This is a genomic window from [Enterobacter] lignolyticus SCF1 (assembly GCF_000164865.1).
GTDB classification, from domain to species: domain Bacteria; phylum Pseudomonadota; class Gammaproteobacteria; order Enterobacterales; family Enterobacteriaceae; genus Enterobacter_B; species Enterobacter_B lignolyticus.
The window spans coordinates 3,352,760-3,366,643 of the sequence record NC_014618.1; the positions used below are offsets into that span (position 1 = coordinate 3,352,760).

The 13,884-nt window shown below is 57.1% G+C and carries 11 protein-coding genes and 7 tRNA genes; 17 read left to right on the forward strand and 1 reads right to left on the reverse strand.

Annotated features, from left to right (window positions below; translation table 11 throughout):
- The first annotated feature begins 1 nt into the window (after position 1).
- From nagC to ENTCL_RS15665, 11 genes are all read left to right on the forward strand, one after another.
- The gene (gene nagC / locus ENTCL_RS15615; RefSeq protein WP_013367115.1) at positions 2-1,222 is read left to right on the forward strand and encodes a DNA-binding transcriptional regulator NagC; all 1,221 of its coding nucleotides are present in this window, start codon (positions 2-4) and stop codon (positions 1,220-1,222) included.
- Between the two features lie 45 nt (positions 1,223-1,267).
- Positions 1,268-2,020 (forward strand): ribonucleotide monophosphatase NagD, encoded by a 753-nt coding sequence (gene nagD, locus ENTCL_RS15620; RefSeq protein WP_013367116.1) that lies wholly within the window; start codon positions 1,268-1,270, stop codon positions 2,018-2,020.
- Positions 2,021-2,275: 255 nt separating this feature from the next.
- The gene (asnB, locus tag ENTCL_RS15625) at positions 2,276-3,940 is read left to right on the forward strand and encodes an asparagine synthase B (RefSeq protein ID WP_013367117.1); all 1,665 of its coding nucleotides are present in this window, start codon (positions 2,276-2,278) and stop codon (positions 3,938-3,940) included.
- A gap of 204 nt (positions 3,941-4,144) precedes the next feature.
- A tRNA-Met gene (locus ENTCL_RS15630) sits at positions 4,145-4,221 on the forward strand.
- A 7-nt stretch (positions 4,222-4,228) separates the two neighbouring features.
- A tRNA-Leu gene (locus tag ENTCL_RS15635) sits at positions 4,229-4,313 on the forward strand.
- Between the two features lie 23 nt (positions 4,314-4,336).
- Positions 4,337-4,411, forward strand: a tRNA-Gln gene (locus ENTCL_RS15640).
- A 32-nt stretch (positions 4,412-4,443) separates the two neighbouring features.
- Positions 4,444-4,518 (forward strand) — tRNA-Gln (locus ENTCL_RS15645).
- Between the two features lie 25 nt (positions 4,519-4,543).
- Positions 4,544-4,620 (forward strand) — tRNA-Met (locus ENTCL_RS15650).
- A gap of 41 nt (positions 4,621-4,661) precedes the next feature.
- Positions 4,662-4,736, forward strand: a tRNA-Gln gene (locus ENTCL_RS15655).
- Between the two features lie 42 nt (positions 4,737-4,778).
- Positions 4,779-4,853 (forward strand) — tRNA-Gln (locus ENTCL_RS15660).
- A gap of 93 nt (positions 4,854-4,946) precedes the next feature.
- Positions 4,947-5,537 carry a hypothetical protein gene (locus tag ENTCL_RS15665; protein ID WP_013367118.1) on the forward strand — a complete coding sequence of 197 codons (591 nt, stop codon included), beginning with the start codon at positions 4,947-4,949 and terminating at the stop codon, positions 5,535-5,537.
- A 1-nt stretch (position 5,538) separates the two neighbouring features.
- On the opposite strand, the gene ubiF is transcribed toward ENTCL_RS15665, so the two are convergent.
- Positions 5,539-6,714 carry a 3-demethoxyubiquinol 3-hydroxylase gene (ubiF, locus tag ENTCL_RS15670; protein WP_013367119.1) on the reverse strand — a complete coding sequence of 392 codons (1,176 nt, stop codon included), beginning with the start codon at positions 6,712-6,714 and terminating at the stop codon, positions 5,539-5,541.
- A 125-nt stretch (positions 6,715-6,839) separates the two neighbouring features.
- On the opposite strand from ubiF, the gene miaB reads away from it, so the two are divergent.
- From miaB to ENTCL_RS15700, 6 genes are all read left to right on the forward strand, one after another.
- On the forward strand, positions 6,840-8,264 hold the full coding sequence (gene miaB / locus ENTCL_RS15675; protein ID WP_013367120.1) for a tRNA (N6-isopentenyl adenosine(37)-C2)-methylthiotransferase MiaB: 1,425 nt from the start codon (positions 6,840-6,842) through the stop codon (positions 8,262-8,264).
- A gap of 168 nt (positions 8,265-8,432) precedes the next feature.
- Positions 8,433-9,482, forward strand: coding sequence for a PhoH family protein (locus ENTCL_RS15680; protein WP_044611985.1), 1,050 nt, complete (start codon positions 8,433-8,435; stop codon positions 9,480-9,482).
- Entirely contained in the window at positions 9,479-9,946 is a 468-nt protein-coding gene (gene ybeY, locus ENTCL_RS15685; RefSeq protein ID WP_013367122.1) for an rRNA maturation RNase YbeY, read from the forward strand. Before ENTCL_RS15680 ends, ybeY begins: the two co-directional genes overlap by 4 nt.
- 102 nt (positions 9,947-10,048) lie before the next feature.
- Positions 10,049-10,927: a CNNM family magnesium/cobalt transport protein CorC gene (gene corC / locus ENTCL_RS15690; RefSeq protein ID WP_013367123.1), complete on the forward strand. Its 879-nt coding sequence runs from the start codon at positions 10,049-10,051 to the stop codon at positions 10,925-10,927.
- Between the two features lie 22 nt (positions 10,928-10,949).
- The gene (lnt, locus tag ENTCL_RS15695) at positions 10,950-12,488 is read left to right on the forward strand and encodes an apolipoprotein N-acyltransferase (RefSeq protein WP_013367124.1); all 1,539 of its coding nucleotides are present in this window, start codon (positions 10,950-10,952) and stop codon (positions 12,486-12,488) included.
- Between the two features lie 371 nt (positions 12,489-12,859).
- The gene (locus ENTCL_RS15700; RefSeq protein ID WP_013367125.1) at positions 12,860-13,771 is read left to right on the forward strand and encodes an amino acid ABC transporter substrate-binding protein; all 912 of its coding nucleotides are present in this window, start codon (positions 12,860-12,862) and stop codon (positions 13,769-13,771) included.
- Positions 13,772-13,884 lie beyond the last annotated feature (113 nt).

The window sequence follows — 13,884 nt, forward strand, 5'->3', positions numbered from 1 at the left end:
TATGACATCAGGCGGACAAGCTCAAATTGGTAATGTTGACCTCGTTAAACAACTTAACAGCGCGGCCGTTTACCGCCTGATTGACCAGCATGGGCCAATCTCGCGAATTCAGATTGCCGAGCAAAGCCAACTTGCGCCCGCCAGCGTGACAAAAATCACGCGTCAGCTGATTGAACGCGGCCTGATCAAAGAAGTCGATCAGCAGGCCTCCACCGGGGGCCGCCGCGCTATCTCTATCGTCACCGAAACCCGCAATTTTCACGCCATCGGCGTCCGTCTTGGCCGCCATGACACCACGCTCACGCTCTACGATCTGAGCAGCAAAGCGGTAGCGGAAGAGCACTACCCGCTGCCGGAGCGCACCCAGGAAACGCTGGAGCATGCGCTGCTTTCCACCATCGCCACCTTTATAGAGCACTGCCAGCGCAAGATCCGCGAGCTGATCGCTATCTCGGTGATCCTGCCGGGGCTGGTCGATCCCGAAAGCGGCGTGATCCGCTATATGCCGCATATTCAGGTCGAAAACTGGGGTCTGGTGGAGGCGCTGGAAAAACGTTTTAACGTGACCTGCTTCGTCGGCCATGATATCCGCAGCCTGGCGCTTGCCGAGCACTACTTTGGTGCGTCGCAGGACTGCGAAGACTCCATTCTGGTGCGCGTCCACCGCGGCACCGGCGCCGGGATCATCTCAAACGGCCGCATCTTTATCGGGCGCAACGGCAACGTGGGCGAAATCGGCCACATTCAGGTCGATCCGCTCGGCGAACGCTGCCACTGCGGCAACTTCGGCTGTCTGGAAACCGTCGCCGCCAACGCCGCTATCGAACAGCGCGTGCGCCATCTGCTGGAACAGGGCTACCAGAGCCGCGTGACGCAGGATGACTGCAACATCAAGTCTATCTGTAAGGCCGCCAATAAAGGCGATGCGCTCGCCAGCGAAGTGATCGAACAGGTCGGCCGCCATCTGGGCAAAACCATCGCCATCGCCATCAACCTGTTTAACCCGCAGAAGGTGGTTATCGCCGGTGAAATCACCGAGGCGGAAAAGGTGCTGCTGCCCGCTATCGAAGGCTGCATCAACACCCAGGCGCTGAAGGCGTTTCGCCAGAATCTGCCGGTGGTGCGTTCTGAGCTGGATCACCGTTCCGCCATCGGCGCTTTTGCGCTGGTGAAACGCGCCATGCTCAACGGAATGCTGCTGCAACGTTTGCTGGAAAGCTAATGGCGTTTTATAGTTACGCCTTCTTTTTTTGATGTCGGGTAGTCCATGACCATTAAGAATGTAATTTGTGATATTGACGGCGTGCTGATGCATGACAACGTTGCCGTACCGGGTGCCGCTGAGTTTCTTAACCGGGTGATGGAAAAAGGGATGCCGCTGGTGCTGCTGACCAACTACCCTTCCCAGACCGGTCAGGACCTGGCAAACCGCTTTGCAACGGCCGGAGTTAATGTCCCGGATAGCGTTTTCTATACCTCCGCCATGGCGACGGCCGACTTCCTGAAACGCCAGGAAGGCAAAAAAGCGTATGTGGTCGGCGAAGGCGCGCTCATCCACGAGCTCTATAAAGCCGGATTCACTATCACCGACGTCAACCCGGATTTTGTTATCGTCGGCGAAACCCGCTCCTATAACTGGGAAATGATGCACAAAGCGGCCTTTTTTGTCGCTAACGGCGCGCGCTTTATCGCCACCAATCCAGACACCCACGGCCGCGGCTTTTACCCTGCCTGCGGCGCGCTGTGCGCCGGTATCGAAAAAATCTCCGGTCGCAAACCGTTCTATGTCGGCAAGCCGAGCCCGTGGATCATCCGCGCCGCGCTGAATAAAATGCAGGCTCACTCTGAGCAGACGGTGATTGTGGGCGACAACCTGCGCACCGATATTCTGGCGGGCTTTCAGGCCGGGCTGGAAACCATCCTGGTGCTGTCGGGGGTATCGACGGTCGACGATATCGACAGCGTACCGTTCAGGCCGTCGTGGATTTACCCGTCGGTCGCCGAAATCGACGTTATCTGAACAACGCCACGTCCCCGGACGTGGTTTTTGCTTTCTGGAAGCAGAAAAAAGAACACCCTCTAATAAAATCACTATTTTATTGAATAATCGCTAATGACAGCGACAATAACATACGTGATTTTCAGCATTCGCTAATCTCCATTGCACTTTTTTCTTTTTCACCCGCAAATCTGTTGCGCCTTCCGGCGGTTTGCGGCATTTTTTATCTCATGCAATGACACAACAACACGCAACAGGCTTAACGGAGATTTCTCTATGTGTTCTATTTTCGGTGTACTGGATATTAAAACTGACGTGGTTGAGCTGCGTAAAAAGGCGCTCGAACTCTCCCGCCTGATGCGCCACCGCGGCCCGGACTGGTCCGGCATTTACGCCAGCGATAAAGCCATCCTCGCGCATGAACGTCTGTCGATCGTCGACGTCAACGCCGGCGCCCAGCCGCTGTACAACGCGCAGAAAACTCACGCGCTGGCGGTCAACGGTGAAATTTACAACCATCAGGCGCTGCGCGCGGAGTACGGCGATCGCTACACCTTCCAGACCGGCTCCGACTGTGAAGTAATCCTCGCCCTGTATCAGGAAAAAGGCCCGGCGTTCCTCGACGACCTGCAGGGAATGTTCGCTTTCGCCCTGTACGACAGCGAGAAAGACGCTTACCTGATTGGCCGTGACCACATCGGCATCATCCCGCTGTATATGGGCCACGACGAGCACGGCAACTTCTACGTCGCCTCCGAAATGAAAGCGCTGGTGCCGGTATGCCGCACCATCAAAGAGTTTCCGGCGGGCAGCTATCTGTGGAGCAAAGACGGCGAAATTCGTCAGTACTACCAGCGCGACTGGTTCGAGTATGACGCGGTCAAAGACAATGTGACCGACAAAGCCGCGCTGCGCCAGGCGCTGGAAGATTCCGTGAAAAGCCATCTGATGTCTGACGTCCCGTACGGCGTACTGCTCTCCGGCGGCCTGGATTCTTCCGTAATCTCCGCGATCACCAAAAAATTCGCCGCCCGTCGCGTGGAAGACCAGGAGCGTTCAGAAGCCTGGTGGCCGCAGCTGCACTCCTTTGCCGTTGGCCTGGTCGGCTCCCCGGATCTGAAAGCCGCGCAGGAAGTGGCCAACCACCTGGGCACCGTGCACCATGAAATTCACTTCACCGTGCAGGAAGGTCTGGACGCGATCCGCGACGTTATCTATCACATCGAAACCTACGACGTCACCACCATCCGCGCCTCGACGCCGATGTACCTGATGTCGCGTAAGATCAAAGCGATGGGTATCAAAATGGTGCTGTCCGGCGAAGGCTCAGACGAAGTGTTCGGCGGCTACCTCTATTTCCATAAGGCGCCGGATGCCAAAGAGCTGCACGAAGAGACCGTCCGCAAGCTGCAGGCGCTGCATATGTTCGACTGCGCCCGCGCCAACAAGGCGATGTCCGCCTGGGGCGTCGAAGCGCGCGTGCCGTTCCTCGACAAGAAGTTCCTCGATGTGGCGATGCGCATTAACCCGCAGGACAAAATGTGCGGCAACGGCAAAATGGAAAAACATATTCTGCGCGAATGCTTTGAATCCTATCTGCCGGCAAGCGTGGCCTGGCGCCAGAAAGAGCAGTTCTCTGACGGCGTCGGCTACAGCTGGATCGATACCTTAAAAGAGGTGGCGGCGAAGCAGATTACCGATCAGCAGCTGGAAACGGCGCGCTTCCGCTTCCCGTACAACACCCCGTCGTCGAAAGAAGCGTATCTGTATCGCGAAATTTTCGAAGAATTGTTCCCGGTGCCGAGCGCGGCGGAGTGCGTACCCGGCGGTCCGTCGGTCGCCTGTTCTTCCGCTAAGGCGATTGAATGGGATGAAGCCTTCAAAACCATGAACGATCCCTCCGGCCGCGCTGTCGGCGTCCATCAGTCAGCCTACAAATAACAGTACGGACCCTACGGGGTCCGTTGTTTTTTCCCCACCTAAATTACGCTAAATAATCAATAAACGCCGATTATTCGGTCATGCTGTTCGCAACCTAACCAAACAGTCACATTCAGGCCATTTTCGATGAAAAAGGGGTTGACGCTGCAAGGGTCTATACGCATAATGCGCCCCGCAACGCCGATAAGGTAACGCGAAAAAGAGGGCTACGTAGCTCAGTTGGTTAGAGCACATCACTCATAATGATGGGGTCACAGGTTCGAATCCCGTCGTAGCCACCATCTTTTTGCGGGAGTGGCGAAATTGGTAGACGCACCAGATTTAGGTTCTGGCGCCGCAAGGTGTGCGAGTTCAAGTCTCGCCTCCCGCACCATTCCCAGGTAAGCGTTGCACGGATGGGGTATCGCCAAGCGGTAAGGCACCGGTTTTTGATACCGGCATTCCCTGGTTCGAATCCAGGTACCCCAGCCATCTTTTCATCGACAAACTGACGTACCTGTTGTTGGGGTATCGCCAAGCGGTAAGGCACCGGTTTTTGATACCGGCATTCCCTGGTTCGAATCCAGGTACCCCAGCCAGTCGATGTGAAAGAAAAAGAAATTTGGCTACGTAGCTCAGTTGGTTAGAGCACATCACTCATAATGATGGGGTCACAGGTTCGAATCCCGTCGTAGCCACCAGATTAGAGATATTGCCAGCGCAGTATTTCGCCATGAAAAATTGGGGTATCGCCAAGCGGTAAGGCACCGGATTCTGATTCCGGCATTCCGAGGTTCGAATCCTCGTACCCCAGCCATTTTTCAAAGTCGTTTTATACAATTTGTTTAAACGCACCCGTTGGGGTATCGCCAAGCGGTAAGGCACCGGATTCTGATTCCGGCATTCCGAGGTTCGAATCCTCGTACCCCAGCCACTTAACAGACAAAAAAGCTCGCCTCGGCGGGCTTTTTTGTTTTTGCGCCCGATGATAATGTCATCATATCAGTGCTGACTTTGCAGGGACGTCATGATGGAGTACCAAACCTCCGCGTTATGGTTTTACAAACCCCTCCCCCTTCTGGCGGCTGGCGTCAGCCTCGCGCTGTCATGGATGGGCTTTTCCGCCGGGCTTGGCTACATGCTGCTGACAGGGCTCTTTTGGCCGATACTGATCGCCATGTATCTGCACCGTCAAAAAGAGAACATGCGGGTCTGGTCGCCGCAGGAGAATAGCGAGTGGCTCGTCTACGTTAACGCTATTCCGGTACGAGAGCAGCGGAGCGTGCTGACCAACCCCGGATTTTCCTCACCGGCCAAAGCCCGCCGCTTTTTTCAGAGCGCTTTTCTGCTGAAGTTTATCCTGCAGGCCGGTTGTCTTACGCTGGCGGTCTGGCAATTTATCGCAGCGCCGTGGGATCTCTACGCCGTCGTCGGAAGCCTTGTCCTGCTGCTCCCGCTGGCTGCGGCGGTATGGCGCACCGGCCAGCGGCTGGCGACGCTCAATGAACTGCAGTTTGCCGAAATATCGCATCCCAACGGGCAGATCTGGCATCAGGCGCAGTTCGTCCGCTCAGGCAAAACGCTGCCTGCGCTGAAGTCCCTGCTTTCCCTGTTCTAGCCTACAGCCCTAACGCATACTTCAACGCCTGGCGCTTTAATGCGCCAGCGCGGCCCGCCGCCATCAGCCCGATATTACGCAGTACGCGTACCGGCGCGAGGTCGTTGTTGAACCCGGCGTAGAACAGATCCATCCCCGACTGCATCAGGTAGTTGTCGGCCATACGGCGCGTCTGGTAGCGCTTAAGCACCGCCAGGCTGCCCCAGGCCTCTCCGTGGCTGCGTGCGCTGGTCAGCACGTCCAGCAGCGCCTCGACATCGCGATAGCCCAGGTTGACGCCCTGTCCCGCCAGCGGATGGATGGTGTGCGCCGCATCGCCAACCAGCGCCAGGCCCGGCTGCACGTAGCGCAGCGCATGGCGACGCGTCAGCGGAAATGCGCCAGCGGCTAATGGCGTAACGCGGCCAAGCCGCGGCGGAAACGCCCGGGTGACCTCATCTTCAAGCTGCGGCAGCGGCAGCGACTGAAGCTTGCGAATGCGCGCCGGCGCGTCATACCACACCAGCGACGCCCAGTCGTCAAACAGCGGCAAAAACGCCCGCGGACCGTCCGGGGTAAACTGCTGCCAGGTGCTGTCGCCGGGCTCATCCTCACATTTTACGGTGATCAGCATGCAGGACTGCTGATACTGCCAGGCGTGGATGCCGATCCCCGCCCACTGGCGTATTTGAGAATTGGCCCCGTCGGCGCCGATCGTCAGGCCTGCGCTCAGCGTGTCGCCGTTGCTAAAACGCAGCAGATAACCCTGCTCCGCCGGTTCCATACCGCTAAGCGGCGTCGCCACTTTTAAGGTCACCCGATCATGGTCCGCCAGCGCCTGCCACAGGGCGAGCTGCAGCACGTTGTTCTCCACCATGTAGCCAAGCTCCGGCAGCTTCAGCTCAGCGGCATCAAACACCACATGGGCGTTTTCCCACTCCCAGGTTTCCAGCCGACGATAGCGGTGCGCGCGCATCGCCAGCACCGACTCCCAGACGCCAAGCCCGCGCAGCAGGCCAACCGACGCGGCGCTAATGGCGGAAATACGCACATCCGGCGGCGCGACGGCGGAAAACGCAGGCGGCGCCTGGTGCTCGATAACCGTCACCGAAAACCCGTGTTGGGCAAGCCCCAGCGCCAGCGCGCCGCCGACCATCCCTCCGCCGACCACGGCGATATCCGTTTGTTGCATGCTCATGGTGAATTGTCCTTAAACCTGAATCCCTTAAGTTTACCGGATTTTTCCCCTTTCAGGTGAGGCTGGTCAGCACACGACCAAAGCATTACAATACGCGCCCTGCATTCCTGAGCATGAGCAAGTCGATGACCAAAAAACTCCACATTAAAACCTGGGGCTGTCAGATGAACGAATACGATTCATCCAAGATGGCCGATCTGCTGGATGCCACCCACGGCTATCAACTGACCGAGGTCGCAGAAGAAGCGGATGTGCTGCTGCTGAATACCTGCTCAATCCGTGAAAAGGCCCAGGAGAAAGTCTTCCATCAGTTGGGGCGCTGGAAGCTGTTAAAAGAGAAAAATCCGGACCTGATTATCGGCGTCGGCGGCTGCGTTGCTTCCCAGGAAGGCGACCATATCCGTCAACGCGCCCACTATGTCGATATTATATTCGGGCCGCAGACCCTGCATCGCCTGCCGGAGATGATCAACTCCGTGCGCGGCAACCGCAGCCCGGTTGTGGACATCAGCTTCCCGGAAATCGAAAAATTTGACCGTCTGCCGGAGCCCCGCGCCGAAGGTCCGACGGCGTTCGTTTCCATCATGGAAGGCTGCAACAAATACTGCACCTACTGCGTCGTGCCCTATACCCGCGGTGAGGAAGTCAGCCGTCCGAGCGACGATATCCTGTTTGAAATCGCCCAACTGGCGGCCCAGGGCGTTCGCGAAGTCAACCTGCTGGGACAGAACGTCAACGCCTGGCGCGGTGAAAACTACGACGGCACCACCGGCTCCTTCGCCGACCTGCTGCGCCTGGTTGCCGCCATCGACGGTATCGACCGCGTACGTTTCACCACCAGCCACCCGATTGAGTTCACCGACGACATCATCGAGGTGTACCGCGATACGCCGGAGCTGGTGAGCTTCCTGCACCTGCCGGTGCAAAGCGGCTCCGACCGCGTGCTGAACCTGATGGGACGCACCCATACCGCGCTGGAATATAAGGCTATCATCCGCAAGCTGCGCGAGGCGCGCCCGGACATTCAGATTAGCTCCGACTTTATCGTCGGCTTCCCGGGCGAAACCACCGATGATTTCGAGCGCACCATGAAGCTGATTGCCGATGTTAACTTCGACATGAGCTACAGCTTTATCTTCTCCGCGCGCCCGGGCACCCCGGCGGCCGATATGGTCGACGACGTCGCGGAAGAAGAGAAAAAGCAGCGTCTGTATATCCTGCAGGAGCGTATCAACCAGCAGGCGATGGCCTGGAGCCGCCGCATGCTCGGCACCACCCAGCGCATCCTGGTGGAAGGCACCTCCCGCAAGAGCATCATGGAGCTGTCGGGCCGTACCGAGAACAACCGCGTGGTGAATTTCGAAGGAACGCCGGATATGATCGGGAAATTCGTCGATGTCGAGATAGTCGACGTCTACCCGAATTCCCTGCGCGGCAAGCTGGTGCGCACTGAAGATGAGATGGGCCTGCGCGTCGTGGAGTCACCGGAATCGGTGATTGCCCGCACCCGTAAAGAGAACGACCTCGGCGTTGGACACTTCCAGCCGTAATCCCTGCGGCCTGCCCCAGCGGGCAGGCCCTTGCATTTCCCTTCCCTGTCCCCATATCCACAGCAATGCTTGCGCCTTTTTCCCGTGCAGTAAATAATTTCGATAATGACAGCCCTCTGGACGATGACCCGCAGCGCCCTCTGGCACGACATATATACGAGGAACAGTTTGAACATAGACACCCGTGAACTCACTCTTGAACCGGCAGACAATGAGCGCCTGCTGAGCCTTTGCGGCCCCTTCGATGACAATATCAAGCATCTGGAGCGACGTCTGGGCATCGAAATCAACCGCCGCGATAATCACTTTAAACTTACCGGCCGCGCCATTTGCGTGGTTGCCGCCGCCGATATTCTGCGCCGACTCTATGTCGATACCGCCCCTCTGCGCGGCCAGACTCAGGATATCGAACCGGAACAGATCCACCTGGCGATTAAAGAGGCCCGGGTGCTGGAGCAAAGCGCCGAAAGCGTGCCGGATTACGGTAAGGCCATCAACATTAAAACCAAGCGTGGCGTGATTAAGCCGCGTACGCCGAACCAGGCGCAGTACATCGCCAATATCCTCGATCACGACATCACCTTCGGCGTGGGCCCGGCAGGGACAGGGAAAACCTATCTTGCCGTGGCGGCGGCGGTGGATGCGCTTGAGCGCCAGGAGATTCGCCGTATTCTGCTGACCCGTCCTGCCGTCGAGGCGGGCGAAAAACTGGGCTTCCTGCCAGGCGATCTCAGCCAGAAGGTCGACCCGTATTTGCGCCCGCTGTATGACGCGCTGTTCGAAATGCTGGGCTTTGAGAAGGTTGAAAAGCTGATTGAGCGCAACGTTATCGAAGTGGCGCCGCTTGCCTATATGCGCGGCCGTACGCTAAACGACGCCTTTATCATCCTTGATGAGAGCCAGAACACCACCATCGAGCAGATGAAGATGTTCCTGACCCGTATCGGCTTTAACTCGAAAGCGGTGATTACCGGCGACGTAACGCAGATAGATCTGCCGCGCAGCACCAAGTCCGGCCTGCGCCACGCCATTGAGGTGCTGGCGGAAGTGGACGAAATCAGCTTTAACTTCTTCCACAGCGAAGACGTGGTGCGCCACCCGGTCGTCGCCCGTATCGTTACCGCCTATGAGGCCTGGGAAGAAGCGGAACAAAAACGTAAAGCAGAAGTGGCCGCCGAGCGTAAGCGCGAAGCCCAGGCCATGCAGGAGCAAAAATGAGTGCCGTGATTTTAGATTTACAGCTGGCGTGTGAAAACGAGGCCGGTCTGCCGCAGGAGGCGCAGTTCCAGCGCTGGCTGGACGCCGTTATTCCGCAGTTCCAGGAAGAGTCGGAAGTGACTGTCCGCCTGGTGGATGACGCCGAGAGCCACGAGCTGAACCTGACCTACCGCGGTAAGGACAAGTCCACCAACGTGCTCTCATTCCCGTTTGAGGCGCCGCCGGGCATGGAGATGCCGCTGCTGGGCGACCTTATCATCTGCCGCCAGGTGGTAGAGCGCGAAGCCGAAGAACAGGGCAAGCCGCTGGAGGCGCACTGGGCGCATATGGTGGTTCACGGCAGTCTGCATCTGCTGGGTTACGACCATATCGAAGATGACGAAGCGGAAGAGATGGAAAGTCTGGAAACAGAGATAATGCTTGCTCTGGGCTATGATGATCCGTACATTGCCGAGAAAGAATAGTCCGTACGGCAGCCCGCTGCCGTGACGACATAAAATGCCGTCTGGCGCTGAGTTTACGCGCGACGGCGAACAATCCACTAACATGAGACCCCATACGACGCCATGAGCGACGACAATTCACACAGTAGCGACACCTTAAACAGCAAAAAGGGATTCTTTTCCCTGTTACTGAGCCAACTGTTCCACGGCGAACCCAAAAACCGTGACGAACTGCTGGCGCTGATCCGTGATTCCGGGCAGAACGACCTTATCGATGAAGATACGCGCGACATGCTCGAAGGGGTAATGGATATCGCCGACCAGCGCGTCCGCGACATCATGATCCCCCGCTCTCAGATGATTACCCTGAAACGCAACCAAACCCTGGACGAGTGCCTCGACGTCATTATTGACTCCGCGCATTCGCGTTTCCCGGTGATCAGCGAAGACAAAGATCATATTGAAGGGATTCTGATGGCCAAAGATCTGCTGCCGTTTATGCGCAGCGATGCCGACGCCTTCAGCATGGAAAAAGTGTTGCGCCAGGCGGTGGTGGTGCCGGAAAGTAAGCGTGTCGATCGCATGCTGAAAGAATTCCGCTCCCAGCGCTACCATATGGCGATTGTGATTGACGAATTTGGCGGCGTCTCGGGTCTGGTGACCATTGAAGACATTCTCGAACTGATCGTCGGCGAAATTGAAGACGAATACGATGAAGAAGACGATATCGATTTCCGTCAGCTAAGCCGCCACACCTGGACGGTGCGCGCTCTGGCGCCTATCGAAGACTTCAACGACGCCTTTGGCACCCACTTCAGCGATGAAGAGGTCGACACCATCGGCGGTCTGGTGATGCAGGCGTTCGGTCATCTGCCTGCCCGCGGCGAGTCTATTGACATCGACGGTTACCAGTTCAAAGTTGCGATGGCCGACAGTCGTCGTATCATCCAGGTTCATGTCAAACTTCCGGATGACGCACCGCAACCGAAGCTGGAAGATTAATTAAACGGGACGACAAATCTACATGGCATTTGCCTCTCTGATTCAACGCCAGCGCGTGCGCTTGCTGCTGGCGCTACTTTTCGGCGCCAGCGGTACGCTGGCCTTTTCACCTTACGACTTCTGGCCCGCCGCGATTATCTCGCTGATGGGCCTGCAGGGCTTAACCCTCAATCGCCGTCCGCTGCAAAGCGCCTGGATTGGCTATTTCTGGGGGATGGGCCTGTTCGGCACCGGTATTAACTGGGTCTACGTCAGTATCGCCCAGTTTGGCGGTATGCCGGGACCGGTCAACGTCTTCCTTGTGGTGCTGCTCGCCGCGTATCTATCGCTTTATACCGGCCTGTTCGCTGGCGTGCTAAGCCGCCTGTGGCCGAAAACGAGCTGGGTGCGCGTAGCGCTCGCCGCACCGGTCGTCTGGCAGATAACCGAGTTTTTACGCGGCTGGGTGCTCACCGGCTTCCCGTGGCTGCAGTTCGGCTACAGCCAGATTGACGGCCCGCTGAAGGGGCTGGCGCCGGTGATGGGCGTCGAGGCGATTAACTTCCTGCTGATGATCGCAAGCGGCCTGCTGGTGCTGGCGGCAATACAGCGCAGCTGGCGCCCGCTGGCGGCCGCGCTGGTGCTGTTCGCCCTGCCGTTCCCGCTGCGCTATATCCAGTGGTACCAGCTGTTGCCGGATCGCGCCACTCAGGTGTCGATGATCCAGGGCAATATCCCGCAGTCGCTGAAGTGGGACGAAAAAGAGCTTTTCAATACGCTGAAAATTTATCTCGACGCCACCGAAAAGGTGATGGGATCGTCGCAGCTGATTATCTGGCCGGAGTCGGCCATTCCCGACCTGGAAATCAACCAGCAGCCGCTGCTCAGCATGATGGACAATATGCTGCGCGCGAAAGACAGCTCGCTGATTACCGGGATCGTGGATGCGCGGCTTAACGCGCAGAACCGTTACGACACCTACAACACCATCATCACGCTGGGCAAAGACAATCCGTACAGCTACAACTCCACCAACCGCTACAACAAGAACCATCTGGTACCGTTTGGCGAATTTGTTCCGCTGGAATCGATTCTGCGCCCGCTGGCGCCGTTCTTCGATCTGCCGATGTCGTCGTTCAGCCGCGGCGCTTACATCCAGCCGCAACTCTCCGCGCATAATCTGAAGCTGACCGCCGCTATCTGCTACGAGATCATTCTCGGCGAACAGGTGCGCGATAACTTCCGTCCGGACACCGACTTCCTGCTGACCATTTCAAACGATGCCTGGTTCGGTAAATCGATAGGCCCGTGGCAGCACTTCCAGATGGCGCGGATGCGCGCGCTGGAGCTGGCGCGACCGCTGCTGCGCAGCACCAACAACGGCATTACCGCCGTAATTGGGCCGCAGGGCGACGTGCAGGCGATGATCCCGCAGTTCACGCGCGACGTGCTGACCACAAAAGTCACTCCGACGACTGGCCTGACGCCGTACGCGCGCACCGGTAACTGGCCGCTGTGGGCGCTGACCGCGTTGTTTGGTTTTGGCGCCTTGCTGATGAGCCTTCGCCAACGCCGCAAATAATCTGTTCCTCTCCTTGCCCGGCGGCGCTCTGCTTGCCGGGCAATTCCTACCGTTACTCCCAATTCTGGCACAGCTATTGCTTTGTTTATTCACGCAAACGCCGTTTGGCTTAACGTGCAACCTGGTCGCACCAGCGTAGATCATCAGTAGCACCGAAACAGTGCAACGAGAGATTTTTGCCTCTGAATGGTGCGGCGCGCTTCGCAAAAATAAACAATAACGCAGCAAAATCTTTACATTAAGCCAAACTAAATGCTAACAAACAGGCTTAATAAATACTGCACGGAAAAGTTGCAGGCAATAACAACACAACATTCACATGGGTATCGATGCGTCACGTTACCTGGCGCTGACGATAAAAGGAGTTGGATATGCAATTACGTAAACTGGCCGCAGCAATGCTGGTGATGGGAATGTCCGCCGGGCTTGCTCATGCCGATGATGCCGCGCCGGCAGCCGGGCAGAGCACGCTGGATAAAATCGCCAAAAACGGCGTTATTGTGGTCGGCCACCGTGAGTCCTCGGTCCCTTTCTCATACTATGACAACCAGCAAAAAGTCGTCGGTTACTCTCAGGATTATTCCAACGCTATCGTTGAAGCGGTGAAGAAAAAGCTCAACAAACCGGATCTGCAGATCAAACTTCTGCCGGTGACTTCGCAAAACCGTATCCCGCTGCTGCAAAACGGCACCTTTGACTTCGAGTGCGGCTCGACGACCAACAACCTTGAGCGTCAGCAGCAGGCGTCTTTCTCTGACACCATTTTCGTGATCGGCACCCGCCTGCTGGTGAAAAAAGGCAGCCCGATTAAAGATTTCCCGGATCTGAAAGACAAAACCGTGGTCGTGACGTCCGGCACCACCTCTGAAGTTCTGCTGCACAAGCTGAATGACGAGAAGCAAATGAACATGCGCATCATCAGCGCGAAGGATCACGGCGACTCTTTCCGCACGCTGGAAAGCGGCCGCGCGGTGGCCTTTATGATGGATGACGCGCTGCTGGCCGGCGAACGCGCCAAAGCGAAGAAGCCGGATGACTGGGTTATCGTCGGCACGCCGCAGTCCAAAGAGGCCTATGGCTGCATGCTGCGTAAAAATGATCCTGAGTTCAAAAAGCTGATGGACGACACCATTTCCCAGGCGCAAACCTCCGGGGAAGCCGAGAAATGGTTCGACAAGTGGTTTAAGAACCCAATCCCACCGAAAAACCTGAACATGAACTTTGAACTGTCGGAAGACATGAAGGCTCTGTTTAAAGCACCGAACGATAAAGCGCTTAACTAATTAAAACAATGAGGGGCGGGACCTCCTGCCCTCACGATTATCAGGAAGCACGGACAGACTATACGCAGCGTGGTCGTTCCCCACGCTACGCGAAAAAACAGCCTCCTGATTAA